Source organism: Pseudomonas sp. MPB23 (assembly GCF_046605395.1).
Lineage (GTDB): Bacteria > Pseudomonadota > Gammaproteobacteria > Pseudomonadales > Pseudomonadaceae > Aquipseudomonas.
In genome coordinates this window covers 4,243,232-4,270,104 of sequence record NZ_CP176771.1, presented here as the reverse complement: position 1 = coordinate 4,270,104, position 26,873 = coordinate 4,243,232, and the positions used below count along the sequence as shown (strand labels likewise).

General features: G+C 58.2%; 30 protein-coding genes and 3 pseudogenes. 14 read left to right on the top strand and 19 right to left on the bottom strand.

Features of this window, described 5'->3' with window-relative positions; genetic code table 11:
- Window positions 1-12: 12 nt before the first annotated feature.
- Genes ACLH0J_RS19240 through ACLH0J_RS19230 form a run of 3 tightly spaced genes read right to left on the bottom strand, consistent with a single transcriptional unit; the run spans window position 13 to window position 3,555 of the window.
- Window positions 13-1,215, bottom strand: coding sequence for a 3-oxoadipyl-CoA thiolase (locus tag ACLH0J_RS19240; protein WP_023048093.1), 1,203 nt, complete (start codon window positions 1,213-1,215; stop codon window positions 13-15).
- A 9-nt stretch (window positions 1,216-1,224) separates the two neighbouring features.
- A complete protein-coding gene (locus tag ACLH0J_RS19235) occupies window positions 1,225-2,766 on the bottom strand; it encodes a 3-hydroxyacyl-CoA dehydrogenase (RefSeq protein ID WP_023048092.1) in 1,542 nt (513 codons plus the stop codon).
- Between the two features lie 3 nt (window positions 2,767-2,769).
- Entirely contained in the window at window positions 2,770-3,555 is a 786-nt protein-coding gene (locus ACLH0J_RS19230) for an enoyl-CoA hydratase (RefSeq protein ID WP_023628973.1), read from the bottom strand.
- Window positions 3,556-3,791: 236 nt separating this feature from the next.
- Between ACLH0J_RS19230 and ACLH0J_RS19225 the strand changes: the two genes are divergently transcribed.
- The 4 genes and pseudogenes from ACLH0J_RS19225 (at window position 3,792) to ACLH0J_RS19210 (ending at window position 6,975) form a co-directional block, all read left to right on the top strand.
- Window positions 3,792-4,658, top strand: a complete 867-nt coding sequence (locus ACLH0J_RS19225; RefSeq protein ID WP_023048090.1) for an IclR family transcriptional regulator — start codon at window positions 3,792-3,794, stop codon at window positions 4,656-4,658.
- A 61-nt stretch (window positions 4,659-4,719) separates the two neighbouring features.
- Window positions 4,720-5,874 carry an acyl-CoA dehydrogenase family protein gene (locus tag ACLH0J_RS19220; RefSeq protein WP_023048089.1) on the top strand — a complete coding sequence of 385 codons (1,155 nt, stop codon included), beginning with the start codon at window positions 4,720-4,722 and terminating at the stop codon, window positions 5,872-5,874.
- A gap of 214 nt (window positions 5,875-6,088) precedes the next feature.
- Window positions 6,089-6,544, top strand: a pseudogene (locus tag ACLH0J_RS19215) (IS5 family transposase); the annotation flags it as partial.
- Between the two features lie 233 nt (window positions 6,545-6,777).
- On the top strand, window positions 6,778-6,975 hold the full coding sequence (locus ACLH0J_RS19210) for a tautomerase family protein (protein ID WP_023048087.1): 198 nt from the start codon (window positions 6,778-6,780) through the stop codon (window positions 6,973-6,975).
- 39 nt (window positions 6,976-7,014) lie between these two features.
- On the opposite strand, the gene ACLH0J_RS19205 is transcribed toward ACLH0J_RS19210, so the two are convergent.
- Window positions 7,015-7,959 carry a LysR family transcriptional regulator gene (locus tag ACLH0J_RS19205; RefSeq protein ID WP_023048086.1) on the bottom strand — a complete coding sequence of 315 codons (945 nt, stop codon included), beginning with the start codon at window positions 7,957-7,959 and terminating at the stop codon, window positions 7,015-7,017.
- A gap of 88 nt (window positions 7,960-8,047) precedes the next feature.
- On the opposite strand from ACLH0J_RS19205, the pseudogene ACLH0J_RS19200 reads away from it, so the two are divergent.
- The 3 genes and pseudogenes from ACLH0J_RS19200 to ACLH0J_RS19190 form a co-directional block, all read left to right on the top strand.
- A pseudogene (locus ACLH0J_RS19200) lies at window positions 8,048-8,692 on the top strand (NADPH-dependent F420 reductase); the annotation flags it as partial.
- An 83-nt stretch (window positions 8,693-8,775) separates the two neighbouring features.
- Window positions 8,776-9,180 carry a DoxX family protein gene (locus ACLH0J_RS19195; protein ID WP_023048084.1) on the top strand — a complete coding sequence of 135 codons (405 nt, stop codon included), beginning with the start codon at window positions 8,776-8,778 and terminating at the stop codon, window positions 9,178-9,180.
- 291 nt (window positions 9,181-9,471) lie between these two features.
- A pseudogene (locus ACLH0J_RS19190) lies at window positions 9,472-9,646 on the top strand (transposase); the annotation flags it as partial.
- A gap of 308 nt (window positions 9,647-9,954) precedes the next feature.
- Here the strand turns inward: ACLH0J_RS19190 and ACLH0J_RS19185 are convergent.
- Both ACLH0J_RS19185 and ACLH0J_RS19180 read right to left on the bottom strand, forming a co-directional pair.
- Window positions 9,955-10,749 carry an SDR family NAD(P)-dependent oxidoreductase gene (locus tag ACLH0J_RS19185; protein WP_023628975.1) on the bottom strand — a complete coding sequence of 265 codons (795 nt, stop codon included), beginning with the start codon at window positions 10,747-10,749 and terminating at the stop codon, window positions 9,955-9,957.
- A 94-nt stretch (window positions 10,750-10,843) separates the two neighbouring features.
- Window positions 10,844-11,200, bottom strand: coding sequence for a putative quinol monooxygenase (locus ACLH0J_RS19180; RefSeq protein WP_023048080.1), 357 nt, complete (start codon window positions 11,198-11,200; stop codon window positions 10,844-10,846).
- 162 nt (window positions 11,201-11,362) lie between these two features.
- On the opposite strand from ACLH0J_RS19180, the gene ACLH0J_RS19175 reads away from it, so the two are divergent.
- From ACLH0J_RS19175 to ACLH0J_RS19155, 5 genes are all read left to right on the top strand, one after another.
- Complete coding sequence (locus ACLH0J_RS19175; RefSeq protein WP_023048079.1) at window positions 11,363-12,262, top strand: LysR substrate-binding domain-containing protein; 900 nt, start codon at window positions 11,363-11,365, stop codon at window positions 12,260-12,262.
- Between the two features lie 462 nt (window positions 12,263-12,724).
- Window positions 12,725-13,540, top strand: coding sequence for a DODA-type extradiol aromatic ring-opening family dioxygenase (locus ACLH0J_RS19170; protein ID WP_023048078.1), 816 nt, complete (start codon window positions 12,725-12,727; stop codon window positions 13,538-13,540).
- On the top strand, window positions 13,537-14,208 hold the full coding sequence (locus ACLH0J_RS19165) for an alpha/beta hydrolase (protein WP_023048077.1): 672 nt from the start codon (window positions 13,537-13,539) through the stop codon (window positions 14,206-14,208). Before ACLH0J_RS19170 ends, ACLH0J_RS19165 begins: the two co-directional genes overlap by 4 nt.
- Before the next feature lie 9 nt (window positions 14,209-14,217).
- Window positions 14,218-14,550 (top strand): ArsR/SmtB family transcription factor, encoded by a 333-nt coding sequence (locus ACLH0J_RS19160; RefSeq protein ID WP_223194054.1) that lies wholly within the window; start codon window positions 14,218-14,220, stop codon window positions 14,548-14,550.
- A 10-nt stretch (window positions 14,551-14,560) separates the two neighbouring features.
- Window positions 14,561-14,845 (top strand): LysR family transcriptional regulator, encoded by a 285-nt coding sequence (locus ACLH0J_RS19155; RefSeq protein WP_071576115.1) that lies wholly within the window; start codon window positions 14,561-14,563, stop codon window positions 14,843-14,845.
- A 298-nt stretch (window positions 14,846-15,143) separates the two neighbouring features.
- Here ACLH0J_RS19155 and ACLH0J_RS19150 read toward each other — a convergent pair whose 3' ends face one another.
- Window positions 15,144-16,133, bottom strand: a complete 990-nt coding sequence (locus tag ACLH0J_RS19150) for a site-specific integrase (protein ID WP_023628979.1) — start codon at window positions 16,131-16,133, stop codon at window positions 15,144-15,146.
- Between the two features lie 117 nt (window positions 16,134-16,250).
- Between ACLH0J_RS19150 and ACLH0J_RS19145 the strand changes: the two genes are divergently transcribed.
- Window positions 16,251-17,369, top strand: coding sequence for a site-specific integrase (locus ACLH0J_RS19145; protein ID WP_028688847.1), 1,119 nt, complete (start codon window positions 16,251-16,253; stop codon window positions 17,367-17,369).
- 329 nt (window positions 17,370-17,698) lie between these two features.
- Here the strand turns inward: ACLH0J_RS19145 and ACLH0J_RS19140 are convergent, their stop codons facing one another.
- From ACLH0J_RS19140 to ACLH0J_RS19125, 4 genes are all read right to left on the bottom strand, one after another.
- Window positions 17,699-17,932, bottom strand: a complete 234-nt coding sequence (locus tag ACLH0J_RS19140) for a hypothetical protein (RefSeq protein WP_023048074.1) — start codon at window positions 17,930-17,932, stop codon at window positions 17,699-17,701.
- A 232-nt stretch (window positions 17,933-18,164) separates the two neighbouring features.
- On the bottom strand, window positions 18,165-19,409 hold the full coding sequence (locus tag ACLH0J_RS19135; RefSeq protein WP_023628980.1) for an ATP-binding protein: 1,245 nt from the start codon (window positions 19,407-19,409) through the stop codon (window positions 18,165-18,167).
- Between the two features lie 240 nt (window positions 19,410-19,649).
- Window positions 19,650-19,850 carry a hypothetical protein gene (locus ACLH0J_RS19130; RefSeq protein ID WP_370694611.1) on the bottom strand — a complete coding sequence of 67 codons (201 nt, stop codon included), beginning with the start codon at window positions 19,848-19,850 and terminating at the stop codon, window positions 19,650-19,652.
- Between the two features lie 401 nt (window positions 19,851-20,251).
- The gene (locus tag ACLH0J_RS19125; RefSeq protein WP_023628983.1) at window positions 20,252-20,689 is read right to left on the bottom strand and encodes a hypothetical protein; all 438 of its coding nucleotides are present in this window, start codon (window positions 20,687-20,689) and stop codon (window positions 20,252-20,254) included.
- Window positions 20,690-20,771: 82 nt separating this feature from the next.
- Between ACLH0J_RS19125 and ACLH0J_RS19120 the strand changes: the two genes are divergently transcribed.
- The gene (locus ACLH0J_RS19120; RefSeq protein ID WP_023628984.1) at window positions 20,772-21,062 is read left to right on the top strand and encodes a helix-turn-helix domain-containing protein; all 291 of its coding nucleotides are present in this window, start codon (window positions 20,772-20,774) and stop codon (window positions 21,060-21,062) included.
- An 897-nt stretch (window positions 21,063-21,959) separates the two neighbouring features.
- On the opposite strand, the gene ACLH0J_RS19115 is transcribed toward ACLH0J_RS19120, so the two are convergent.
- The 8 genes from ACLH0J_RS19115 to ACLH0J_RS19080 form a co-directional block, all read right to left on the bottom strand.
- The gene (locus ACLH0J_RS19115; protein WP_024075430.1) at window positions 21,960-22,277 is read right to left on the bottom strand and encodes a DUF3325 family protein; all 318 of its coding nucleotides are present in this window, start codon (window positions 22,275-22,277) and stop codon (window positions 21,960-21,962) included.
- 72 nt (window positions 22,278-22,349) lie between these two features.
- Window positions 22,350-23,885, bottom strand: coding sequence for an IS66 family transposase (gene tnpC / locus ACLH0J_RS19110; protein WP_033902866.1), 1,536 nt, complete (start codon window positions 23,883-23,885; stop codon window positions 22,350-22,352).
- A gap of 63 nt (window positions 23,886-23,948) precedes the next feature.
- Window positions 23,949-24,284 carry an IS66 family insertion sequence element accessory protein TnpB gene (tnpB, locus tag ACLH0J_RS19105; RefSeq protein WP_033902865.1) on the bottom strand — a complete coding sequence of 112 codons (336 nt, stop codon included), beginning with the start codon at window positions 24,282-24,284 and terminating at the stop codon, window positions 23,949-23,951.
- Window positions 24,281-24,601: an IS66-like element accessory protein TnpA gene (gene tnpA, locus ACLH0J_RS19100; RefSeq protein WP_071576116.1), complete on the bottom strand. Its 321-nt coding sequence runs from the start codon at window positions 24,599-24,601 to the stop codon at window positions 24,281-24,283. The genes tnpB and tnpA overlap by 4 nt, the downstream gene beginning before the upstream one ends.
- Before the next feature lie 163 nt (window positions 24,602-24,764).
- On the bottom strand, window positions 24,765-25,595 hold the full coding sequence (locus tag ACLH0J_RS19095) for a PepSY-associated TM helix domain-containing protein (protein WP_196448527.1): 831 nt from the start codon (window positions 25,593-25,595) through the stop codon (window positions 24,765-24,767).
- Between the two features lie 11 nt (window positions 25,596-25,606).
- Window positions 25,607-25,747 (bottom strand): PepSY domain-containing protein, encoded by a 141-nt coding sequence (locus ACLH0J_RS19090; RefSeq protein ID WP_196448528.1) that lies wholly within the window; start codon window positions 25,745-25,747, stop codon window positions 25,607-25,609.
- Window positions 25,734-26,123, bottom strand: a complete 390-nt coding sequence (locus ACLH0J_RS19085; RefSeq protein WP_090515957.1) for a PepSY-associated TM helix domain-containing protein — start codon at window positions 26,121-26,123, stop codon at window positions 25,734-25,736. The genes ACLH0J_RS19090 and ACLH0J_RS19085 overlap by 14 nt, the downstream gene beginning before the upstream one ends.
- Before the next feature lie 278 nt (window positions 26,124-26,401).
- Complete coding sequence (locus tag ACLH0J_RS19080; RefSeq protein ID WP_023628987.1) at window positions 26,402-26,560, bottom strand: TonB-dependent receptor; 159 nt, start codon at window positions 26,558-26,560, stop codon at window positions 26,402-26,404.
- Window positions 26,561-26,873: the final 313 nt, after the last annotated feature.

Genomic DNA, 26,873 nt, shown 5'->3' with positions numbered 1-26,873 from the left:
GCTTGCGCGCACTTACACACGCTCCATCACCATGGCGAGGCCTTGGCCCACGCCGATGCATAGGCTCACCACAGCGTAGCGTTTGCCGCTCTGTTGCAGCGCGCGAGCGGTGCTCAGGGCCAGGCGCGCACCGGATGCACCTAATGGGTGGCCGACGGCGATGGCGCCACCGTGTGGGTTTACCCGCGGGTCGTTGAACGCAACACCCAGACCTTTCAGGCAGCCCAGCACCTGGCTGGCGAACGCTTCGTTGATCTCGATAATGTCCATATCCGCCAGGCTGAGCTGCGCGCGAGCCAATGCCTTATGAATAGCCTCCACCGGGCCGACGCCCATAATGCGCGGGGCCACACCCACGGCGGCGGCCGACAGAATGCGCGCCATCGGAACCAAGCCGTGCCGTTCGCCCGCCGCGGCCGAGCCAATCAGCAATGCCGCCGCGCCATCGTTGACGCCTGATGCGTTGCCGGCGGTAACCACACCACCTTCGGAGAGAGGATTCAGGCGAGCCAAAGCGATCAGGTCCGATTGCGGGCGCGGGTGCTCGTCCTGCTCCACCACATTGGGTGGCGTCTTGCGCCCGGTGGGCACGCTGACCGCGAGCAGTTCTTCCTGAAAGAAACCTGCGCTACGTGCGGCTTCATAACGGGCCTGAGAGCCGGCAGCAAAGACGTCGGCCTCAGCACGGGAGATGCCGTACTCCTGAGCCACGTTATCGCCCGTTTGCGGCATGCTGTCGTTGCCAAACTCGGCGACGATCTTCGGGTTGGGAAAACGGGCGCCAATGGTACTGTCGAACACCGTCAGTTCGCGGCTATAGGCCGCTTCTGCTTTAGCCATGACAAAGGGTGCACGGGACATACTCTCCACCCCGCCGGCGACAAACAGTTCGCCTTCGTTACAGGTCACTGCGCGGGCGGCATCGATCACCGCCGCCAGACCACTGGCGCACAGGCGGTTAACTGTCTGCCCAGGTACGGTCACGGGCAAGCCTGCAAGCAGTGCGGCGTGACGCGCGATGTTGCGGCTGTCCTCCCCTGCCTGGTTGGTATTGCCCAGAATCACGTCCTCGATGGCTTCGCCAGGGATGGCGTGGCGAGCGAGCAATTCGTGGATCACATGGGCGGCGAGGTCGTCTGGGCGTACCGAAGCGAGTGCGCCGCCGTGGCGGCCAAATGGCGTGCGCAGTCCCGCGAAGATGTAGGCGTCGAGCATGGGAAAATCCTAGCGTTGAGGTTCAGTCGGGAGTGGTTCGTTGTGACGCAATGAAAGGCCCAAGGCGGCCCGTCGCCGCAGCCAGGGACCCGGCCGATAACGGGGATCGCCCGTCAGTTCGGTCATGCGTTCAAGAGTGGTGAGCAAACGCTTGGGCCCGACACTATCGCCCCAGGCCAGCGGACCTTGCGGATAACCAAGACCACGGCGCACGCCTTCATCCAGGTCATCGACACTGGCGATACGCTGCTGAACGATATCGCCCGCCAGGTTGACGATCATGGCCAGTACCCTTTGGGCCACAAAGCCGACACTGTCATTGATCACACTGACGCCCACGCCATCGCGGCCCAACAGCGCATGGGCGGCATCGCGCATGTCGGCATGGGTAGCGGGATTTAGCATCAGCGTGCGGTAGCGGGCGATATCCAGCAGCGGGTCGATGCACACCGTGCGCTCAGGATCGGTGCCAAACAGGCCGACGGCGCCGGTGGCATCCAGACCGTAAGGTGCCAGCAAACACAGGGCCTCGCTGCTTGGGACCGTGCCCTCTTCGACCCGCGCGCCCACCTGCTGAAGAAGCTCGGTGAAACGTGCACGATCCTCGGGGTTTTCAGTGCCAAGCCAAACCGGCGGAAATGCTTCCAGCGCAGGTACTGCCTGTGCGGCGGGTGGATCGATCATCTGGCCGTCGGCGTATCGGTAAAACCCACGCCCGACCTTGCGCCCGACGTAGCCGGCATCCAGCATCTGGCGTGTTAGCGCTGCAGGCCGATACCGCGGTTCCTGGTAGAACTGGTTGTAGATCGACTCAATGACTGGATGGGAAACATCAAGAGCCGTCAGATCAAACAGCTCCAAGGGCCCCATGCGAAAACCCAGACCCTCGCGCAGGATACGGTCTACCTCGGCGGGTTCGGCTACGCCTTCCTTGAGAATTTGCAAAGCCTCAGTGCTATATGCACGGCCGGCGTGATTGATGATGAACCCTGGTGTGTCCTTCGCCCGAATACCCCTATGCCCCATGCGGGCAGCCAGGGCTCGGAGGCTGTCGCCTACCTGCGGGTCAGTCGCCAGACCATCGATGACTTCCACCACTTTCATCAGCGGCACAGGGTTAAAAAAATGAAAGCCAGCGATGCGTTGGGGAAGTCGGCAATTGCGAGCAATGCTGGTGACGGAGAGCGATGAGGTGTTGGTAGCCAGAATGCAGTCATCGGCAACCACGGCTTCCAACTCGGCGAGCAAGCCCTGCTTGGCGTCGAGGCGCTCGATAATGGCTTCCACTACCAGGTCGACGTCGCTCAGTTCCGTAAGGGCGCTCGCCACTTGCACGCGGGAGAGCGTGGCCAGCGCATCGGCGTTGGCAATCTTGCCTTTGTCGACCAGCTTGTCCAACGTGCCTTTCAAGCTTTCGCGGGCGCCCTGCGCAGCGCCTTCGCGACTATCAAACAGCGTGACGCGAATGCCCGCCTGAGCGGCGATCTGAGCAATACCTGTACCCATGACTCCGGCGCCAACAACCGCCATCCGGTTAATTTCACGTGTCATCGCTCATTCTCCTGAGAAGATCGCTTTGCGTTTTTCCAGGAAGGCTTGAGCGCCCTCTTTCTGGTCGCTCGAATCGAATAGCAATTGGAAGGCCTTGCGCTCCAACACCAGCGCGCTCTCCAGCGGCAGGTCAGCACCGGCCAGCATCACTTCTTTGATCTGCGCGACGGCTAGCGGCGGCAAGGCGGCGATTTCAGTGGCCAGCTCTAGTGCACGGACAATGGTCTGCTCGTCGCCCACCACTTCACTCAGCATGCCCATGGCCAAGGCTTGCTGGGCCGAGACCAAGCACCCGGTAAGGGCAATGCGCATTGCCTGGAACTTGCCGACCGCGCGGATCAGACGCTGAGTACCGCCGGCGCCCGGCATCAGGCCGAGTTTGACTTCTGGCTGGCCAAAGCGCGCCGACTCGCCGGCGACGATGATGTCGCAGTGCATGGCCAGCTCACAGCCGCCGCCAAGGGCGAAACCATTCACTGCAGCGATGACCGGCTTGGGGCAGCGGGAGATGGCTTCCCACAGCAGCTCGGTATGGCGCAGGTACATTTCAATCGGGCGCGCTTGGGCAAACTCGCGGATATCGGCTCCGGCCACAAAACAGGTGTCACCGCCGGTAAGTACAATCGCCCGCACCTGCCCATTGCGAGCCAGTGCCCGAAAGTGCTCGGCGAGTTGTTCACGCACCGCGCTATTGAGCGCGTTCTTGGCTTCTGGCCGGTCGATGCGTACGACGGCAACGCCGTCTTCTCGAATTTCCAGGTTCACTACAGATTCAGGTTCGTGACTCATACCCACCTCTAAACACGTTTCGCTATACGAAATTGCATTTCGTATTTACGAGATATCATAGGTAGGGTCGCGAATTCATGTAAATCAGAAATCTGAACTATTTTATTATTTCTTTATTAATCAATATATTATCTATCTAAAAATGAGCGTTTTGCATTTCATCTCGGCTCAAATATAATTTCGCCTGACGAAACGTACTTTTATTTGCTTGCAATTTCCAAAAATGAGGTTCTACCATGGCACGCAACAAAGCGGATCAGCAGAAGGCTGAGAGCAGCACTGGAGCGGATGAAATCGCTTTACTGAAGATGGGCATGCTCGACCCGGCCAGTGCGTCGAGTGAGGACGAAACCAGCGGCCAGTTCGTGACTGCGCTGGCACGTGGGCTGGAGCTGATGCGGTGCTTTACCCCGCGCGACAACGTGCTGGGCAATCAGGAACTGGCGCGGATGACCGGGCTACCCAAGCCGACCGTGACGCGCTTGACCAACACCCTGATGCGCCTTGGCTGCCTCAAGCGTGAGGTGCACTCGGGCAAGTACCAGCTGGATGTCGGTGTGCTGGGGTTCGGCTACGCCATGCTGTCGAATCTGTCGATTCGCTCGGTGGCGCACCCGCTGATGGAAGAGCTGGCCAATCACGCTCAAGCCGCAGTGGCAATGGCGGCCCGGGATCGCCTGCAGATGGTTTACCTGGACGTCGTTCAGGGCCAAGGCAATACCACGATGCGGCGGCAGATCGGCAGCTACTTGCCACTGGCGCAAAGCTCGGCGGGACGCGCATGCCTGGCGGCGATGCCAGAGAGCGAGCGAGAGTTTCTCCTCGACCACATGCGCCAACGCGAAGCAGCACAGTGGCCGGTGATCCGCAAGGGCCTGGATCGCGCGTTTCGCGATTACACCGATTACGGCTTTTGCCTATCGATCGGCGAGTGGCACCGCGACGTCAACTCAGTCGCCGTGCCGCTGTTACACCCGCAGTTCGGGTTACTGACCTTCAACTGCGGTGGACCGAGCTTCCAGCTTCCACGGGACAAGCTCACTGACGATATCGGGCCTCGCCTGATCAACATGGTTAACAACATCGGCGCCGCCGCTCGGTAACCCTTCAGGGTGACGGTGCACCGTACTACATCGGCCCACTTCCGGGCCCAGAGGAGCGCACATGATCCGTGATACCGAAACCCTGCAGATTCTGCTGGATTCTCTTCGCCAGTTCGTCGGTGAGGTACTGATTCCTCGGGAAAACGAGGTGGCTGAAACGGATGCGATCCCTAAGGACATCGTCGATCAGATGCGCGAGATGGGCCTGTTCGGGTTAACGATTCCGGAAGCCTATGGCGGCCTGGGCGTGACTATGGAGGAAGAGGTAAACATCGCCTTCGAGTTGGGTCGCACCTCACCGGCTTTCCGTTCCTACATCGGCACCAACAACGGCATTGGCTCAATCGGCATTTTGCTTGACGGTACAGAGGAGCAGCGCAACCAGTACCTGCCGCAACTGGCAAGCGGCGAGCTGCTCAGCTCGTTCTGCCTGACCGAGCCAGATGCCGGCTCCGATGCGGGCTCGTTGAAAACCAATGCTGTGCGTGACGCTGACAGCTACATCCTCAACGGTACCAAACGTTACATCACCAACGCGCCACACGCGGGCATTTACACGGTGATGGCCCGTACCAACCCGGAAATCAAAGGCGCCTCCGGTATCAGCGCCTTTATCGTTGAGCGCGGCACACCCGGCGTGTCGCTGGGCAAGACGGACCACAAGATGGGCCACAAAGGCGCCCATACCTGCGACGTGATCTTTGAAAATGCGCGAGTGCCCGCCAGCCAGTTGATAGGCGGCGTCGAAGGCGTTGGTTTCAAGACCGCGATGAAGGTGCTGGATAAGGGCCGCCTGCATATCGCTGCACTGAGTGTCGGCGCAGCCGAACGCATGCTGGACGATGCCCTGCACTATGCGCTGGACCGCAAACAGTTCGGCCAGCCCATCGCGGAGTTCCAACTGATCCAGGCGATGCTGGCTGATAGCAAAGCCGAAATCTACGCGGCCCGCTGCATGGTGCTGGATGCCGCGCGCAAGCGCGACGAGGGCAAGAACGTCAGTACCGAAGCCTCCTGCGCGAAGATGTTCTCCACCGAGATGTGCGGTCGTGTCGCCGACCGCTGCGTGCAGATCCACGGTGGCGCCGGCTACGTCAGCGAGTACGCCATTGAGCGCTTCTACCGTGACGTGCGGCTGTTCCGTATCTACGAAGGCACCACACAGATTCAGCAGGTGGTTATCGCCCGTAACATGATCCGCGAAGCGCAGCGGTGACACGGCACCTGCTCTGACACCAGTTGGGCTCCAGTCGCGCCGAGACTCAATAGCGCCACATCCTGGCTTCAAGGTAGTTGTTCGACATGAGTGCGTGTTCCACTGGTGTGGTCCCGAAAGCCTCAGCCTGCGAGCTTCCCGTCAACCTACCCCCAGATGAACTGCGGGGTAGCTGCACGAAACTGGAATTCCAACTACGCCACAGTAGGTCGCACAGCACAGTGCAGGCGCTGCCAGCGGCAACGATGAGGCTATAGGGAAAAGTCGAGCTGGCAATACCAGCAAGATTCACCTGGCGGTGGACGCCCACGGCTTGCCCATCGAGTTTGAAATCACAGGTGGCCAAATCAATGACTGCACTCAGGCACCCGCGTTGATTTCCAAGCTCCCGGCGGCAGAAACCATCGTCGCGGATAAGGGCTATGACAGCGAGAGAATCCGGGAGCAGGTTGAGCTACAAGGGGCCAAGGCCGTGATCCCGAGAAAGCGTAACTCCGTGAAAGGCAACGCGGATCTGGACAGAGGTCTTTACCGCAATCGGCACCTGGTGGAAAACGCCTTTGCCCGGCTGAAGCATTACCGGGCGGTGGCATCTCGATTCGACAAGCTCAAGAGAAATTACGAGAGCGTGGTGGCCATGGCCTGTGCCTTCCTATGGCTACCCATGTGAAATGGCAACAGCCCCTAGCGGTACTTAGCAACTGTTGATCGCCGGTGCGCCGGTAAATGGCGGGCTGATTGGAGAAATAATTTCTACATATAGGCGATTTACAGCGTGTTTATCGCCTTCTGTATCTCTCCTATTCTCTCTCGACTGCTCTGCTGCATTGATTGGCTGAGCCCGGACTGACCGCATGGTTAGCCCTAATCGCGCTAAACCCAACCTGAATAGAGGATCACTCCATGCCCGTTGTACGAGTCAGCTGGTTCGAAGGAAAAGACCACGCCGCGAAGGAAGCTGTCGCTGCAGAAATCACCCAGAGCATCGTGAAAAACACCGGTACCGATGCCAATTACATCTACGTCATTTTTGAAGACGTGGCGCCATCGGATTGGGCCGGTGCAGGCAAGCTGTTCGGCGACGATCCGAAGAAGACCTAAGGTCATTCGGCGTTAATGGCCAGTGGGCTGCAAGGAGTGTTACATCTTCTTTGCAGCCCGGGCTTGGCTCTTTTGTGCTGGGTAGCCGGACTCCCAGTCGACCTGCTCAAACTGTTCGACCAGAAAATTGATAAATGCCCGCACCTTGGATGCCAGGTGTTTGCGGGTTGGGTAGACGGCATAAATACCCAGTTCTACCGAGCGATACTCCGGTAGCAACTCCACCAGATCACCCCGCCGAAGATCCTCACTTACCATAAAGCTTGGCTGCAGCAAAATGCCGCCAGCAGTCAACGCAATAGATCGGCATGTATCACCGTTATTGCAGCGAATGACCGAACGCGTGTTGACCTTATGCTCGCCATCGGGCCCGGTAAAACTCCATTCGTTCCCACTGGAAAAGTTGCTATAGGCAATCACCCGGTGCTCGGCCAGGTCTTGCGGCACTTCTACTGGTGCATGGCTTTTGATGTAGCTCGGGGCTGCACACAGGCGCATCCGCGTGCTGGCAAACCGGCGCCCCACCAGTGAAGAGCTTTCCAACCGGGCGATGCGCACCGCGACGTCATACCCCTCCTCCACCAAATCGACCTGGCGATCGTTCAGGCTGATATCCAGCTCAATCTTCGGGTTTTGCTCCAAAAAGGCAGTCCACAGCGGCGCCAGGTGCAACACACCAAAACTCACCGGCGCATTGACCCGCAGCACGCCGGCAGGCTCATGGTTGCCCGAAGAAACAGCGCTTTCCGCCTCCCCCATCAACGCCAGCACTTCCCGCGCTTGCTGGTAGAAAACCCGTCCTTCTTCGGTCAGTGATAAGCGTCGCGTGGTGCGTTGCAGCAGGCGTACGCCCAGGCGTTCCTCCAGCGCATTTACATGCCTGGAAACGGCGGCCTTGGACATTTCCAGCGCATCGACGGCACCGACAAAGCTGCCCTTGTCGACCACGGCGCAAAACACCTGCATCTCCAACGCGCGATCCATTATTGCCTCACTTATCGGAACTATAAGTCACATTAAATCATGTTTATCTCGTAAATCGAATCTTTAAACTGGATCCCATCACACACAGCACGAGGCAAAAGACATGAACATTACCCTTATCGGTACCGGCAACATGGGCTCGGCTTTCGCTCAACAGTTGTCCCAGTTTGGACACCATGTTCGTATCACCGGCCGTGATCTGGACAAGGCGCACGCCCTCGCCGCGCAGCATCAAAACGTCGAAGCATTCGCCGCTGATCAGGCCCTTGGCCAGAACGAAGTGGTGATCGTCGCCACTGCTTACCAGGACGCCTTAACCGCGCTGAAAAGTCTGGGCAGTCTCGAAGGCAAAGTGGTCATCGACATCACCAACCCGCTGACAGCCGACTACATGGGTCTGACCATCGGCCACAGCACCAGTGCAGCGGAGGAAATCGCCAAGGCGCTGCCAGGTGTGGAGCTGGTCAAGGGCTTCAACACCCTGTTCGCCCAAGTGCTGGCCAGCGGTCCCACATTTGCCAACGAGCAGCAAGGCAGCGTGTTCCTGGCCAGCGATAGCGCACGAGCCAAACAAACCGCCGTTGCTCTTGCGCAAAGCCTGGGTTGGAAAACCGTGGATGCCGGCGGTTTGGTAAACGCGCGTTATCTGGAAGCGTTGGCCGGGTTGAACATCTACCTCGGCTATGGCGCAGGGCTCGGCACGCAGATCGCGCCGGTCTGGCTCAATCGTTAATTCCCACTTACCCAATGCCTGGCGCCACGGCCGAAACAGCTGTGGCCCCGGGCAACCCACACTCCCCGTATTGGAAAACACCCATGACCGCCGCTAGCCGCACCCTCCCCTATGCCGCCCTGGTACTACGCCTAATCCTTGGCGTGATGTTTCTCGCTCATGGCCTGACCAAGCTGCTGGTGTTCACCCCGGCCGGCACAGCAGGTTTCTTTGAGTCCGTTGGCTTCTCCGGCTTTCTTGCCTATCCGGTCATTGCCTTTGAAGTGGTCGGCGGCCTGTTCCTGATCCTTGGTGTACTCGCTCGCTGGGTAGCGGCCCTAGCCACCGTGCAACTGCTGGTGGCAGCAAGCGTGCACTTCGGTAATGGCTGGAGCTTCACCAACGCCAATGGTGGCTGGGAATACCCGGTCTTTCTGGCATTCACTGCACTGGCCTTGGCGCTGCTGGATGACGGAGCCTTCGCCTTGAAACGTTCAGCACGTAACTAACCGCTCGCTGCTTTCGGCCAGGTTGCCTTTGCCGGGTTCTCGCCAAACTTGGCAAGGGTAAAATCCAGAAAGCTTTTCAGCCTTGGTGTCATGCCCCGGTCCGGCGTACGCAGCACATGAAAGGGTCGAGTGGGCATGGGATATCGAGGCAGTTGGACGATCTATCCGCTTGGCTTTCAAGTCTTAAATAAACAAGGTAATCCCCCGGCTTAGCCGAGGGACTCCTTGAGGTTGACCGTGTGATGCGGTCATCAGGAACCTTCTATCTCGACCAAGAGATAGGGGTACCCAATGAGAGATTACCAAAGCCTTGCTCACACGAAGTGGGACTGTAAGTACCACGTTGTATTCATCCCGAAGAGGCGTAAGAAGGCGATCTTCGGAGCGATCCGCAAGCACCTGGGGGGAGGTGCTACATGAGTTGGCGAGGCAGCGTGAGTGCCGGATCGTGGAGGGTCACTTGATGCCAGAGCCGAGCCCGAACGATAATTTCAAGATGGAGCCGGACTAATGCGACGCGTCGTTCAGCCGACGCGTATCCGGACTTTCAATCCGTAATTCACTAACCCACCGACTTCAGTCGGTGGTTGTTTAGTGCTACCACCGGCGTAGACGAACTGATGATTGATGCGCGCATCTACGACCCGACGGCGCGTTGCCGTTCGTATCAACTGGCAGCGGAATCGATTGGAGATCTGCTCACTCACTGACAGCGTGCGCGCCGGTGACCTTCAGGTCACCCGTGCGGAACACACGTGCCAGGTAGTCAAGGGTTCAGAGGATATCGTCCACCACGCCGCCATCGACCCGCAGCGCAGCGCCGCTGGTGGCTGACGCCTGGGTGGAGCAGATATAGACGACCATATTGGCGACCTCATCGACCGTGGCCGCACGTTGAATCAACGAGGTGGGACGGTGGGTCATGACGAATTCGGCAGCGACGGCCTCCAAGGATTTGCCGGAGCGGGCAGACTCTCCTTTGAGCAGCTCAGCCAAGCCATCAGACAGTGTCGGGCCTGGCAGCACGCTGTTAACGGTTACGCCGCTGCCGGCCACACGTTTGGCCAAGCCACGCGACAACGCCAGTTGCGCCGTCTTGGTTACGCCGTAATGAACCATATCGGCCGGGATATTTCGGGCTGACTCCGAGGAGATAAACACCACCCTACCCCAACCTCGTTGGACCATGGCTGGAACCAACGCGCGGCTCAGGCGAACACCGGACATTACGTTAGTTTGCCAATAGTCTTCCCAGCAGTCGTCATCGGCCTCGAAGAAATCGGCCAAACCATAGATGCCGGCGTTGTTGACCAGAATGTCGATGGTGGGAAGCGCAGCTGTAAGAACGCCAACGCCGTCGGCATTGCCCAGATCAGCCGCGACTCCGCTGAAGGTGGCCTGCGGTACCGCTTCGCTCAAACGTGCCAGGGCTTTTTCGACCGAGCTGTCACTCCGCCCGTTGATGATCACGATAGCGCCGGTGAGCGCCAGGCCATGGGCAATGGCGAAGCCGATGCCGCCTGTGGAGGCAGTAACCAAAGCGGTCTTGCCGGCAAGATTGATGTGCATGCGTATTGACCCTCTAGCGCCAGGTAGTACCCGGCAGGTTAGATCGGTTGCTGAATAGTCAGCGGTCTTGTCCGCCGGCTACTGACTGGCGGTGTCAGGTCCGGGTAAACCCATCAAACGGATTCATGTACACCGCGCCAAAGGCATCCAGGTGCTTGCGCGTCGGCGCGTCTGGGTTGCCATAAACTAGCAGGCTGGTGATTTTCACCAGCTCGAGAAACTTTTCGCCGAACGGCGCGAAGGTTTCTTCAATATGGTTAACGACAGCATCGGCACGGTAACGCTCGATAATGTGCACCTCAGTGCGAGCCTCGTTGACGCTGTATTCGTACATCAAGGTGCCAGGCTCTTCGCTCGTAGCGGCGACAATCTTGGCAACCAGCGTTTTAAATTCAGGGAAGTCTTCCGGAGCCAGGCTTAGGGTAAAAATGCTGATGACTTCGTCTTTCATGGGGCGTCCTCACAGAAGTAAATGACCAACCCCATGCGATAGATGCAGAGGGTTGCTGAGTCAGCAGCCATGCTAAGGTAGAGCAGCAAGCTGATAAACAACCTTGAAATCACAGATAGGTAGCGTAATTTGCTACCAACTCTTGCGCCTAGGAAAACGGCAATGACCTCCGAAGATTCCTTCAGCGGCATCCATATTTTTCTCGCCACCGCCCGCTCTGCGACCTTCACAGAGGCAGCCGAGCGCCTGGGGCTGTCCAAGTCGGCCGTAGGTAAGGCGATTGCACGGCTGGAGGCACGGGTGGGTACCAGCCTGTTTTATCGCTCGACCCGCCGCTTGTCCCTGTCTCCGGATGGCGAGGCCTACTTCACCGTGTGGTCCAATGCGCTGGAGGAGATCAAGGCCACCGAGAGCAACCTCGGCAACAAGTTAGGCGTGCCCACAGGGCGCTTGCGGGTGGACATGCCGGTCGCGTTCGGTAAACAGGTGGTACTGCCGGTGCTACTGGAGATGAGCAAACGCTTCCCGCAGTTGCAACTGACCTTGACCTTTAGCGACCAACTGGTGGACCTGACGGAAGAAGGTATCGACCTGGCCATTCGTTTTGGCAGCGTCGACAACGTCCCCGGCCTGGTGGCCAGACGCCTGACGTCACACCGCTGGGTAACCTGTGCAGCGCCGGGTTATCTGGAAGAATATGGTACGCCGTTGACGCTCGAGGACATGGGCCAGCACCGCAGCATCGTCGGCTATCGCCGCGGCAGCCTAATGCCCTGGAAAATGGCCCAGGCCGGGCAATCCTTGAAGTTCTCGCCACCACCGACCTATCAGTTTGACGATGCCGAAGCGATGATTGAAGCCACGCGAGCCGGCCTCGGTATTTGCCAGATGCCGCTCTGTCTATTTGAAAAGGACATCGCCCAGCAGGTTGTTGTTACGGTACTCGAGCCCTTTGAACCGGCGCCTGTCGAGGTCCACGCACTATGGTCGAAGAGCAATCATCTGCGGCCCAAAATTCGTTACCTGGTCGACGAGTTATTGAAGCTGTATGGCCACAGCTAACGGCAGAACGGACAGCTACTGCGCGACCTTGGCGCGGGGTTGATCAACGCCAGCCCCATTAACTCAGGGTGCCACTCAGCAGCCATAGCGATGAGCGCGGACTGATCTGTAACAAAGCCAGGGAGCCCCCAAATACTAGAGCCCGCCGACCAGGGATCTACTCACCAACCTGCGTTCTGGCCAGGCGCAGGGGGCAATATTGGCACCTTGATGTGTAGCTCAGCGCTCCGGCTGGCAGCGGCCTGAAGAGTCGACAAGTGACCGCCAATTATCCCGGTTTTCGAGATAGTTATTCACCAATATCTGAGTTTATCTCCAAAATCGAATCTATAAACTTTGAGCCATCCCCAGCCAATCAGTGCGCTGTGGGTAGGCAGGTCAGTGAGCGGCGCACACGCTTTGCAACGCCGATCAGTCCACCTCTTGCTGCTGCGGCCCCAATATCTAAGCAGGATTTCAACCATGAGTCTGGCCTATCCAGTGTTGTTCGTGTCCCACGGAGCACCAACCTTTGCCATCGAACCCGGCCAGGCCGGGGCACGCCTGGCTGAGCTAGGCCGAGCGCTGCCACGGCCTAGCGCCATCGTAATCGTCTCTCCTCACTGGATGACCCGTGGGAGCGTGCGTGTAGGCAGCAGCAAGGCGCCGGAAACCATTCACGACTTCGGAGGCTTTCCGCAAGCACTGTATCGCCTGCAATACCCTGCAACCGGCAATCCTGCATTGGCCGAGCAAATCTGCAACCTGCTTTCCCGCAATGGGATTGCCGCAACTACCGAATCGAATCGAGGCCTGGACCACGGCGCCTGGGTGCCGTTGCTGCACCTATTGCCCACTGCGGATATCCCGGTGGTCCAAGTGTCCATGCCCCACCCGCTCAATCCATTGGGTGCCTGGCAGCTTGGCCAGGCACTCAAGCCGCTGCGCGATCAGGGCGTGCTGATCATTGGCTCCGGCAGTCTGACCCATAACCTTTATGAGTTCCGTAGCAACTACGGCGACCCGGCTGAGTACGTAGCGCGTTTTTCCGACTGGATCCGTGACGCCCTGCAAGCCGGTGACCTGCCAGCGCTGCTCGCCTACCGCCGCAATGCCCCGGAGGCCGAGCGTGCGCACCCCAGTGAAGAACATTTGTTGCCGCTATTTCTGGCGCTCGGTGCCGCAGGCGAGCACTACGCCGTGGATGTGCTAGAGGGCGGTGTCGCCGACGGCGTACTGGCTATGGACAGCTACCTGTTCAAAAGCCCAACCGCCACTCAGGAGATTACTCAAGCATGAACCTGCCACTAGCCATTTCAGAACTGCAGCAAGAACCGCAATCCGGCCTTGTCTATCGTCGGGTAATCCGTGCTGCTGCCCCTCGTGCACGTCTCCTGCTATTGCATGGTGTAGGCGGTAATGAAACCAATCTGGCAGGCCTTTCCGGCTTTATCCCAGAAGGAATTGAAATATTGCTGGTACGCAGCCGCCTGCAAATCGCAGCTGAGGGCTTTGCCTGGTTTCAGGTAAATTTCACCAACGAAGGCCCGGTGATCGTTGAAGAGCAAGCGGAAACCAGCCGCCAGAAACTAGTGGAGCTTGTAACTGCCTTACCACAAATGCCTACAGTGATAGCTGGCTTTAGCCAGGGCGGTATTCTCAGTGCAAGCGTCGGGCTTAGCGCCCCTCATTGCGTGCTAGGCTTTGGCTTGTTCAGCGGCAGAATTCTCCCTGAGCTGGCACCACACATTGCCAGCGCTCAAGCATTGAGTTCGCTATCGGCGTTTATTGCTCATGGCTATGGTGATAACAAGCTCCCCGTGTCTTGGGCACAAAAAGCGGATGCCTGGTTGCACCAACTGAACGTGCATCATGAAACATACCTGTACGACATGGGCCACGAAATCACCAATGAAGAAGTGGAAGATTTCATTCAGTGGCTGAAGCCTGTATTGAACATCGCCTGAGCGACCTTGATGGTGAACTCCCGCAGTAAACTTACGGAAGTGGATCTACTTCTTAAAGCGTTAGCCAGCCCCCAGCGCCGGTTGATCCTTGAGTGGCTCCGTGACCCAGAGAAACACTTTCCGCAGCAGGAACATGCATTCCTGCTCGGTGTGTGTGCCGGCCAGATTGAGCGCAAGTGCAAGTTGGCCCAATCGACCGTGTCCGATCACTTGCGCACGCTGCATCGCACAGGATTGATTACTTGCCAAAAGCTCGGCCCGATCCATTTTTTTCAAACGCTGCGAATACACCATCGAAATGCTGGTGAAAACATTGAAAGCGATGCTGTAAAGGGGATTTGAGAGCTCTGCCATGACTATTCGCGAGGACACATTTGCATCCATCGATCTCAATTTATTGGTGGTTTTTATGTGTATTTACAAGGAACAAAGTATAACGTTAGCAGCCAAGAGTCTTGGCGTAACACAGCCAGCCGTAAGCAATTCGCTGGTCAAGCTACGTGACAAATTTAATGATCCGCTCTTTACTCGTTCGGGCAGGGGTATTGTGGCAACACCGAAAGCGAAAAAAATTGCTTCTGAATTATGTCCAGCGATGAGACTGATTACAGCCACACTAGCATCGAACTTTAGATAATCCTCTTTGCAGCAGAGCACTATTGGCCTGCTCTAACCTCTCATGACTGGCGGTGTCAGGTGGACTGACAGATGACTGGAGTCTATGTCGCTGGTGGCATCATGTTATGCCGACGCAAGCTGAACATTCCTGTCTGTAATTGAGCAATCATCTGATGGCGAACTCTCATGGTTTACCGTCGCCCTTTCGATACGTATCAATAACACCAGCCACATCAAGGCCAAAGCCCAGCATTGGGTGTAATTGCTCCGCGGAAACAAAGCAGCCATCACCGGAAGTGCTGAATGGCTTGAGGCGGTCAACTGCCCGGCAGTGCAATTGGACGAGGCAAACTCGACAAAGCCTCCGCCTCCAGGCCTGGCACCATCGGCCGCAGTTGCCCGGGGAAAAAGCCGGTGCTGTCCACATAGAGCAGTACCGACTTGGCATCGCGCCAACCGACATAGCCCATCAACGCCTTCTGGTCCCAGCCACTGCGCGTGGCCCAGGTGGCAAAGCCACGGCGTAGGGAGTGGCTGCTATACAACTCGGCGGGCAATCCGGCCGCTTTCAGTACCGCCCGCAGCAGCGGGATGACGCTGTGCGGGTGCAGGCCCTGCTCGCGCAGGTGACCCCAGCGGTCAATGCCGCGGAACACCGGACCGCGGGCGATGCCGGCGACACAGATCCAGTCGTTGTAGGCCTGCACCGGGCAGAGGCGGGCCAGCGCCGGCGCACTGTAGGTCTGTCCCTGGTTGTCACGGTCGCCCTTGCTCCACGGCAGGAACAGCTGCATGCCCTCCCCCGGCCGTACCTGGATGTGCTCGACCTGCAGGCGGCACAGTTCGTCGCTGCGAAAGGCGCGCCAGAAGCCGATCAGCAGCAATGCGCGATTACGCCAGCAGCGCAACAGCTGCGGCAGGTCGCCCTCGTCCAGTGCTTTCTCGCCCGCCCGCTCCAGCCACGCCACGCACTGCTCCAGTTCGCGCAGCTGCAGCGGTTCGGCCTGCTTCTCCGGCTTCGGGTGCAAGGTACGAATGCCCTTGAGGATCTGACGAACCAGCGGGGTCTTGGTCGGATCCGGGAAGCCCTGGCTGACATGCCACTGCGCCAAGGCCGCCAGGCGCAGCTTGAGGGTGTTGCTGGACAACGTGGCGGCGTGATCGACCAAGTAACGCACGATGGCATCGCTGGTCGCCGGCAGAAAGCCGCCCCAGGCGACCTCGAAGTGCTCGAGCGCTTGCCGGTAGCTGCGCCGGGTGTTGGGGCGGGTACCGGCCTGCAGGTACCGCTCGATCTCGTGGCTCATCGACGCACATCCCCTTGATGTACTGGTGAGCGACTGCCAAACGACGAAAAAATCGCCTCACCTTGGATAATTAAAGATTATCCGACCTTATTTATTGGATAGTGGAAATATAATACGTTGGACGTATCATATATTACTGATCAGATGCCGTTGATCGACGAGCCCACCCTAGACCCCAGTAGATTGGCGTTGAAGGCTCAGGAGGCGGCCGCAGGCTTTGTTGCCAGCGGCACCGCCGAAAACACGGTACGGAGCTATCGCAGCGCCCTCGCCTACTGGTCGGCTTGGCTGCACCTGCGCTACGGCGTTGCGATGGGCGATGCGCCTGTACAGTCGACTGTAGTCATTCAGTTCGTGGTGGATCACCTGGCGCGCCCACTGGCAAATGGTGCATGGACCTATCTGCTACCGCCGACCATCGATGCCGCGTTAGTCGCGGCACGTGTGAAGGCAAAGCCGGGACCTCTGAGCTACAACACGGTATGTCATCGGCTTTCGGCACTGGGCAGGTGGCATCGCTTCAACAACTGGGAAAGCCCAACTGAAGCACTGGCAGTGAAAACGCTGCTGCGAGATGCGCGAAAAGCCCAGGCGCGCCAGGGGGTAGTTGTCCGCAAAAAGACGGCAGCTGTGGTGGAGGCTCTGGAGGCCATGTTGGCGACCTGTACGGATGGCATTCGCGGTACTCGTGATAGCGCCCTCCTCCTGATGGCGTGGAGTGGCGGCGGGCGTCGTCGATCCGAGGTGACCGGCCTGCAGGTCGACGATGTGCGCAAACTGGATGAAGACACTTGGCTCTATACGCTGGGCGTCACCAAAACAGACACCACGGGATCCCGTCGCGAAAAACCTCTGCTGGGTCGCGCTGCACACGCGTTGACGGCTTGGCTCATCGCCGCGCCCGCCGATACCGGTCCGCTTTTTCGGCGCCTCTACAAGGGCGGCAAAGTCAGCCCGTTCGGACTATCGTCTGATCAGGTAGCACGGATCGTTCAGCGCCGCGCCAAATTGGCTGGCCTCGACGGCGACTGGGCCGCGCACAGCTTACGCTCGGGCTTTGTAACGGAAGCGGGTCGCCAGGGGGCCCCATTGGGTGAAGTGATGGCCATGACTGAACATCGCAGTGTCGAAACCGTTATGGGCTACTTCCAAGCCGGAGTGCTGCTGAGCAGCCGCGCCTCGATGTTGCTTCAACCCCTGCCCGCCCCATCAGGCCCAACCAACCAGCCTGACTAGCGGTCGACGCACCGCGTCGGAAAATGCCGCGCACGCGTGTCCTATTGAGAGGTGGAGCTCCTGGTTATGAGTCCATTGCACGGTAGCGGAATTGATGCGCAACCCCAGCTGGGCACTCGCAACTCCGGGTGTAACCAATACATGACCGCATGGCGACGCCCAAGCAGCCAGCATCTCAGCATGCTTCGTCTACTCGGGTAGTTAAGCAAACAGCTGGCGGCCCTGCGCTAGACAGCGAAGGCTCCGTCGCAGGGGCAAGATAGTCAAGTGCTTACCAGTCGCTGTGGCCTGCGCTCGCCTTATGAATACGCCTGGTCGGCAGGTGCGCTTCAAATACCCACACTGAAAGTCTTACCAGACTCGACCCTGTGCTTGCTGCACAAGTCGCGAAGCTTTTTTTCCGAACCGTCAGGATGAATTTGTACGAGCACGCCATCCTTCGCCATTATCAGTGAATGCCCTGCGGCAACCGCACGCAGATACGCAGCATTAGTGGCGACGGCGGCCAGCTTAGGAATCATTGCCTCTAGTCGGTCTATTTCATCATCACTGAGTTCGCTCATGCTCTGTTCTCTGCTCCTGCCAGCCTGATGTCGATGCTGCCCGTAGAAAAGATATCCATGAGCGACCCTACGCCCCGATCACAGGTAAGTCGATCCCATTTTTGACGCACACAGTGAAGCCTCGACTTAGCCGCTCAGCACTCCACAGCGTACGTGCAAATTCGAGTCGATGTGACAGCAGCCTTGATGTGAACAAACCATCGTAGCCGTAGCAAGATGAGTGCATTCGCTTCTAAGCATCTGAGCCCTCTTCAGGTGGACAAAAAATGCCGTCAGCCCTTGGAAGGCTAGACCGCCAGCTGTCACCGGGCATGATCCGGCACATGTACAGATCGAACAGCGGCGCGGTAAAAGCGGCGCCGTTGTGGGGCGGCGACCAGATCATCCCTTTGCTAATCAGGGAGTTGCGAATTGAGGTGAGAGATCGGCTTGTACGGCCCAGGGATGCCGCAATGTCGCCCGAACGATGAGGCCCCTCCCCAAGCGAAGCCATGGCGCGCAAATAAATGTGTTCTGCCACGGTCATTCGGTCGAGTCTTACCCTAAAAAAACCTTCGTCCAGAGCAGCAATAACGTGCCCGGACGCCTTCTGGACGTCTGCAAGCGTGATGTGGTTATTCTGCCCTGCGTCCCAGACATGACTGCCCCACTCTTGAATGAAATAAGGGTAGCCGCGTGTGAGGTGAGCAACCATGTCGGCCGCTTCTGAGTCTACAGTCACGCCCTCGGCCTCCGCTGGTTTTACAAAGGCCAGACGCGTCTGGTGTGGCTCCAGCGAACCGACCTCTAGGTAGTCGAAGAGGCGCTTCGCGTGGTTTTTCACATGTCCAGCAGGGTGTCGGAGTTGTGGGAGGCCTGCACCGACGAGGGCAACCGGCAAGATCAATCGCGAGACGCGATGCAGCGCTGCGATAAGCGCGGCGAGCTGTTCTTCTGCTACGTTTTGCAGCTCATCCACGAAAATAACAAGGACGGTGTGAGCTGCTTTGGCGGCTTCACCGAGTTTAGTCAGCAGGGTTGTAAATTCCTCCTCGAGATCACCTTTGCCCGCCAGAGCTGCCTCGGCTTCGTAGTCAATACCGACCTTGAGATCGCTGAACTTCGGCTCCAAAGCCTTGGCAAAACCGGCTAAGGCTCGCAGTCCAGTTATCGCTGCGTTCTTGGCAGGTACGATACAGCTCAGCCGCAGCAAGGCGAGACGGAGCTGTGGCGCGAGTATCGCTGGCAGAGAGCGATACTCGGATGACTCAACGTAGACGGCGAGATTGCCCGAGGCTTCGGCATCTCGCAGCATCTGGTTCAACAGTACTGTTTTGCCGACACCCCGCACCCCAACCAGGATTACGCTTTTGGCAGGTCGGCCCACGCGAATTCCCCCGATCGACTGACGGACCCGCTCGCGCAGTTGATCGCGACCTGCCAGCTCAGGTGGAGGCGTACCAGCGCCAGGGGAGTACGGATTGCAGACGGGGTCCATATGCACCCGCGTTAATAGGAATAGCGAACAGCGGGAATGGGCCGATAAACAGCTAAATCCAAGCTTTTCACCCCGCCATCACCTGCATACCCGAGACTCGGCAAATGTTGGTCCAGCTGGAGTTACCTATCAAGCCAAGCTGCCTCCGTCATTGAAAAAAATCATCGCGAGCGACCCGTCCGAAATTGCCTAAGTCTTCGTCGACGTCGATGAACATGGTATTCACCATCCGCGCGCTCTTCAGGTCGGCCATTGTTCTGAAAAAAAGGGTTCGCAGAGATGGACCTCATAACGCTCACCATCATGAACCGAGCCGAATCCCCAACTGCCCTGAAGGGTCCCAAATTGCAACCCATATCCTTCAACACGCGTACTATCGCCGCAAACATCACAAAGGACGTCACTGACGCATTCGAACTGTTCCGCCGCTGTGATTTTCATTGAGAGGCTCCTTTGGGTCCAGTGAATCAGCTTGCTGCAGCGAGCCTGCGACCCGCCAGCATCACTCCGGTAACCGCCTGTACGGTCAGGCGTCGCCAACGCCTGGCACAGGCGGACCACAATGAGCCCGGATCCCGCCCTATCTCGCCATGCGTACCTTTCGGCATGGCCTGTTGTACGGTCGGCAGATCGAGTTAATGGCGGACGCCATTTTGTGCAGCATTTGCGGCGCAGATAAGACCGCACTTGGGGCAGTGCTGATCGGCGACAGACGATCCAAGCTATCCGTTCTGGACGAACTAGCAAATTGCATGTGCGCGATGCGCGCCACTGATGCCATGGCGCTGACGTGGGCGTCTTTAGCACTCCTTCAAGGCTTGCTCCAGTCAGCGACCCCTCCTTCAAACAAGACGCATCGAAGAGCAGTAAATTTGTTGCTTTGCTGCAGCCAAGGTGTGGCGGCAGTCTCTTTGAGAGTAGGTATGGCCCGAGGCCGTCTTAAAGTCGTAACCCATGACTCGCTCGTCCTGATCATAGACCCTAACGAGCTCTATGAGCATCTCCATCGTCCAATTACCGGATCCATTCAGCCGCGATGGCAACACCACCTGAACTGCCTCAATCAGTGTTCCTTCAGCGCGTTTCACTAGCATCTGCTCGAACTCATCCTCCGTTGGAATCAAGAGCATCGTCCTCCATGCGGCTGCCTTCTGGCGGCGGTTAATCATCACGTAAAACCAAGGGCGATGATCATCGAGCTCGACGAATCGCCACATCTGGGAGTCGTCTCCAAACAGCGCTGGATACATGATTTCAGCGCGCTTGTACGTAATAAACATCAGCACACCCTCTTTTAAGCTGTATATAGCATAGCTCCAGAAGCACTAAAAAGGCTTCATCGTTCCTTTTGCGAGACAGCAAATGGAACTGAATGAAGCGCTTGGTTTGGTGATCAGGAATCTACGTATTTCGAAGGATATGCCTCAGGAAGGGCTTGGGCCTAGTCAGAGCTATATCAGTGCGATCGAGCGCGGCAAATGGAAACCATCGATTGAAAAGGTTGAGCAGATTGCTGAGATCATTGGCATTCATCCCCTAACGCTTCTGTTCCTGGCTTATCAAAGGCAAACACCCGAACTAAAACCCGAAGACTTACTGAAAAAAATCCATCGAGAAATCACGAGCTTGAAGGGTTGCCTGAGACTTGAGTAGGTTCGACATGGAATCGAATCGGCAACCGATCCCAAAAAGCATTTGATCGCAACGTCGCCAGTTGCTCTGCTGCCCGGCGCGCGGGCTTTCTTGCTCGCAATCAACAGCGAGCATGAATTCAGTCGCGAATAGCCACTGCATGAATTCGAGTGATAGACCTCGCCCATCGCAACAAACATCGATGACACGTGCTTAGCGTGACGCAAGCCTTGAAGAGTCACGCCTCCACTGATCCGGCAAGGCTACTCCCCAAGGGACCTTCGGCAGGCGTTCCATGCTGTTCCGGAGGGCCTGTGCACATGCGATGTCTAACCCTTCGAGGGCGCCTGAGATAGCGACACGCCGACCATCTGCTCTTGATATGGGAAGTGTTCGGTACCGCCGTTCTGAATGGTAAGGTGTGATGTCGGCCATTTTGCCGCAGGGAACAGGGTATTGAACGGAACATTCTTTCCCGATTGCGGCGGGTGCTCCAGCAGGCAGATCTGCCCAAGGGACGCTCTGACGCCTACGAACACTTTTCACCGTAACAGTGATCCTACTGTCGGGCTAAATACCTCTAGCTTCCGCAAACGGCCAGAAGCGGACGGTACAACCCGGATTGCGACTTCAACACAGTTCCTGCCAGAATGTCGTTCGGCTCGACCTGCATCGCGTCTAGCGCCTTTAAACGTTGGGGGCGGGTGTTAGCCGGAAACGAACCGAGGTCAGCCAACTGTTGCCGACGCTAGAGCGCAAATACGTTGGTAAGAGTTCGCGTCGCTCGATCCTGCAAGCATCCCACAACGAGGTGACATGGGATGGTCGGCGTATCCAGTGTGAACAAGCTCGCCCGGTTTGAGGTGAGCAGTACGATCGGATCAACCACAATGTTGCAGATACAGAAGCCGCGCACTCTTATCGAGTGCGCAGAAATAACGGGCAAAACAGGCGCAGCAGCCCCAGCCGGTAGCTCAGCGTTATGGCCGTTGCTACGGCGGCGACCGGCAACAGGGTGAGCCAGACCAGCACCGCCATCGACGGATGGTCAGCCTTGAAGCAGCACACAGCCGATACCATCAGCGCCAGCCAGCCCAGGCTGCGTAGATAGTCCGGCGCAACCTCGTCGGCGCTGAACACCTGGCGCCAGTGCGCCGGCAGGGACAACGCCAACCAACTGGTCGCCAAGCCCATGCTGGCGGCGGCACCCAGCAACCACAGACCTGCATTACTCATAGGCCACCCCACCGATGCGAGTCCGGTCCGCGACCTCAACCGTAAGCGTCCGCCCAACTCACCTTGCGTAAGTTAGGCAGGCACCCACTGATGTGGCAGCAGCTGCCCGATCTCACTGGCCCTCTGTGTTGGCAACCGAGTCAGCACATCTTTGAGATAGGCATACGGATCATGCCCATTCATACGCGCCGACTGGATCAGGCTCATGATTGCCGCAGCCCGTTTACCACTGCGTAGCGACCCGGCAAACAGCCAGTTCGAGCGCCCGAGTGCCCAGGGCCGTATCTGGTTCTCGACTTGATTGTTGTCGATCGGCACAGCTCCATCGTCCAGGTAGCGCGTCAGCGCTACCCAGCGTTTCAGGCTGTAGTCGAGGGCTTTGGCCGTGGCTGATCCGTTGGGCACCAGGTCGCGCTGGGCCAACATCCAGTCATGCAGTTTTTTGAGGATCGGTACCGCCAGTTCCTGACGTATTCGCCACCGATCTTCATCACTCATTTCCCGCGCTTGGCGTTCGACTTCGTACAAGCCGCTGATCGAGTGCAGCGCTTGTTCGGCCAGCTGACTTTTGTTCGCCACGTGCAGATCGAAAAACTTGCGACGGGCGTGAGCCATGCAGCCGATTTCAGTGATGCCTTGCTCAAATCCGGCCTTGTAGCCAGCGAAGTCATCGCAAACCAGCTTACCGTTCCAGTCGCCCAGGAAGTTGCGTGCATGTTGTCCGGCACGGCTTGGGCTGAAGTCGTAAACCACCGCGTTGAGCGCCGAAAACGGCGTCGTGCTGTAGGCCCAGACGTAGGCCCGGTGGGTTTTCTTCTCGCCTGGCGCAAGCATTTGCACCGGTGTTTCATCGGCGTGAATCACACGCTGGTTCAACACCGCCTCACGCAGAGCATCAACTAGCGGTTGAAGTCTCACGCCAGTTTCTCCGACCCATTGCGCCAAGGTCGAGCGCGCAATTGCCAGTCCGGCGCGACCAAAGATTTTCTCCTGCCGGTACAGCGGCAAGTGATCGGCAAACTTGGCCACCATCACGTGGGCCAGTAGGCCTGCGGTCGGTATACCTTTGTCGATAACCTGCGCCGGCACCGGCGCCTGGATCAGGGTTTCGCACTGGCGACAGGCCCATTTGCCCCGCACATGTTGCTCGACGGTAAACACGCCCGGCGTGTAATCCAGCTTCTCGCTGACGTCTTCGCCGATGCGTTGAAGTTGACAGCCACAGGCGCACTGGGTGTTTTCGGGTTCGTGACGAATCACCGTGCGTGGAAACTGTGGCGGCAATGGCGCACGTTTCGGCGATTGCCGTGGTTCGACCTGTGGCGCAGCGGGAAGAAGCTGTTTCAGCTCGGCCTCGATAGCCTCAAGGTCGGTGTCGAGCAGGTCATCCAGCAAGCTGCTTTGCGCCGGGCTGATTTGTTCGCTGCGCTTGGCGAACTTGTGCCGTTTGAGCAGGGCGATTTCGAACATGAACTGTTCGATGAGGATTTCATCGTTCTGAATCTTCCTGCTCATCGCCTCGACCTGGGACTGCAACTGCAACGCCTGTGCCGCCAAGGCACGAAGCTGTTCCGGGGTCATCTGGTCGAGGCTGGGCGAGAAAGTCATGCCGCCAATTGTGCCAGAGCAGGCACGGGGCGACGACAAGCAGACCGGCCAAATGGCCGGCGTTTACAGCACGCTAATCACACCGCCTGCACCGACGCGCTGCCACGGCAGGCCCAGCACCAATGCCTGGAGTTGTTCGCTGTCGAGTTCGACCTCGCCGCCGTGGCGAATGCCGGGCCAATGGAACTTGCCTTGGTTCAGTCGTCTCGCTGCGAGCCAGACGCCGACGCCATCGTGCACCAGCACTTTCATTCGATTAGCCCGGCGATTGGCGAACAGATAAGCGCAGTGCGGCTTCGCCGCACCGAACACCGCAATCACCCGGGCTAATGCCGTCTCGGTGCCAGCGCGCATGTCCATCGGCTCGGTGGCCAGCCAGATGGCATCGATGCGGATCATTGAGCGACAGCCCGAATAAATTGCGCACAACCCTCGGGATCCGAGGCTGGCCATTTCACCGTAATCACTTGCCCGGCCACGGGCAACTCGATGATCACTGACGTTTCGACTGACCGTTTAGGTGGGGCTTTTAGCGGGACGAAAGCCGGTAGTGAAGCCGCTGCGGGCTGATCTCGATAGAGCGGCAGCCATTTGCGGATGACGTTGGCATTGATGCCGTGGCTGATGGCGACACTGGACACGGTTGCGCCAGGTTGCAGGCATTCCTGAACGACCTGGGCTTTGAATGGTTTGGGATAAGAGCTTCGTTGGCGCATGGAAATCCTGGCGATAAGGGTGATCGCGTCCGCTTAAAAATACGCGGACACCATCGCCCTTAATGCTGGAGTTCGGAAGGTGAGTTCGCCGGACGCTTACCCTCAACCGGCCTTGCCAGACGACGCGCGGTGAGTAGCGCTATCAGCGCGCAGGCCAACAGGCTCAGATCGACGCCGGCCACGGCCCAGTAGGGTTCAAGCAGCATCCTTTTGACCAGGTGGTCCCCCGTGGTGATCCAGTTGAGCAGCACCGCAGCGACGCAGAGCAGCGCCAGGCCGGATTGTGCCGCGCCTGGGCCACTGGTGCACTACGCAACAGCGCATGCAGCAAACTCAGCAGCCAGGCACCCCAGAACACCCACTTTTCCCATTCGCCACGGCCAGGCATGGGCTCAGGCAGCAGCCGGTTGGCCGCCAGCATGGCGACCGCTGCCAGCAGCATGCCGGTAACCGTGGTGACTGCCATGGCGTCAACCAACCGACAGCCCTGCAGCCCGAGTCGGGCGTGCTCCTGCTTGCGTATCTCGACGAAGAACACAAAACCGCTGGCGATGCACACACAGCCGAGCAGACCGCCCGCCACGTACAGCCAGCGCAGCGCCCAGTGTTCGAAGTGCTGCAGGTGCAAGCCGGTGAGAAATTGATTGACGGAACCAACCGGGTCACTCGGCGGGTCGTTGCGCAGTAGCTCGCCGGTACTGGCCTTGAAGTGAATGCCCTCCCCGACCAGCGCCACACGATCACTGCCGGCGCGGTAGATGCTGACGTAGCCGTTGGCGTCATTTAGATGCTCGATAGTCAGCAGCCCGACCTCTCCCGGCATATCGCGCGTAGCCCAGATGCGCTTGGCCTCGGCCACCATGGCATTGGCGGAGGCCATCTTCGCGGGCACACCGGCCTCATCATGGGGCAAGCCGGTATGCGCCGCCTCGATCACCTCATGCCGATTATGCAGCGGTTTGAGCAAGGTCCCGGAGACCGGGAAGTAGTACATCGACGCGAAGATCACCAACCGGTGAAGGCAAAAAAGAAGTGGAACGGCAACGCCACCACGCCAGTCATGTTATGCAGGTCCAGCGCGCTGCGCTGGGTCCGCTTGCGCGGACGGAAGGTGAAAAACTCCTTGAAGATCTTACGATTGATCATCCGCTGGGTCCTTTGGCTGGTTGGGGATACCAAACTCGCCACCAATGCTCAGCACGGGATCTCGGTGGGTGGTGTAGGCATAGAGCGAGACCATGGGCATGGTTTCCGGCGCCGGCAGGTCGCCGATTACCCGCCCTTTGGTTGCCGCCATATCCACCGGATGCGGTTTGAGATCGGCAAATACCTGTTTCAGCAGGTTGTTGTAGGACGGCATAGGCTGCGGCTCGAAGCGCGTATCGGGGATCGCCCAACGATCGATCTCGCGGTCGAACACCGACAGTGCACCGAAAAAGAAGACGACCATCAGCACGAAGCCCAGCACCAAACCGAACCAGGTGTGTACCCAGGCCATGGATTGGCGAAAGTTGTTCAGCATGGCTCTGCTCCTATCCGATGATCATGCGCTGCAGCTGCCAGGCAACAGCCAGCATCAAGACGCTGCCGAGCGCCAGTACCATCGAGACCCGCCACAGACTGGCTGCGGAAACAGCGCGAGATACAGGACGAAGGCCAGCATCATCATCGCCTGCTCGGCGGCATGGTAATCGACCCCAACCCCATTCAGCGCCGCCACGCCCTAGACGAATGCATAGCAGCCGAAGATCGCGGCCAGAACACGAGATACCACCACAACAGGAGCCATTACTGACAGGCTCACCAGCTGTAGCTCAGCTTGGCGGTGAGTTCTCGGCCCGGATTGTAGTAATCCGCAGTTCCGGAGCCCACGACATGCTGCTCATCCAAAAGATTACTGACATTGACCGCCAGATCCGTGTCCTTGGCAATCTGGTAATTGAAGGCTGCATCAAACAAGGTCGTCGCCTCGCTCTCGCCGGTGTCATTGAAATACCTTGAACTGAACCGTCAGCCCAAGCGAAAGAGCAGGATTGCGCTGTTCTGGAAATCCAGCCAAGCTCTTCTGAGGAAACGAATAGCTGCGGAGTCGTGGGTATGCCGTTCTCTCCAAAGCAGCCATCGCTTAGCACCCAAGCATGCAAAAAGATCAGCATAGACGCTCGCAGGTATGACGCAGGAGGGGCAAGGCGCAAATATATAAACTGCTTTATATCAATAATATACAGGTCTTATGTCCTGATTTTCCTTAATCTCGGCATAATCCTTACAT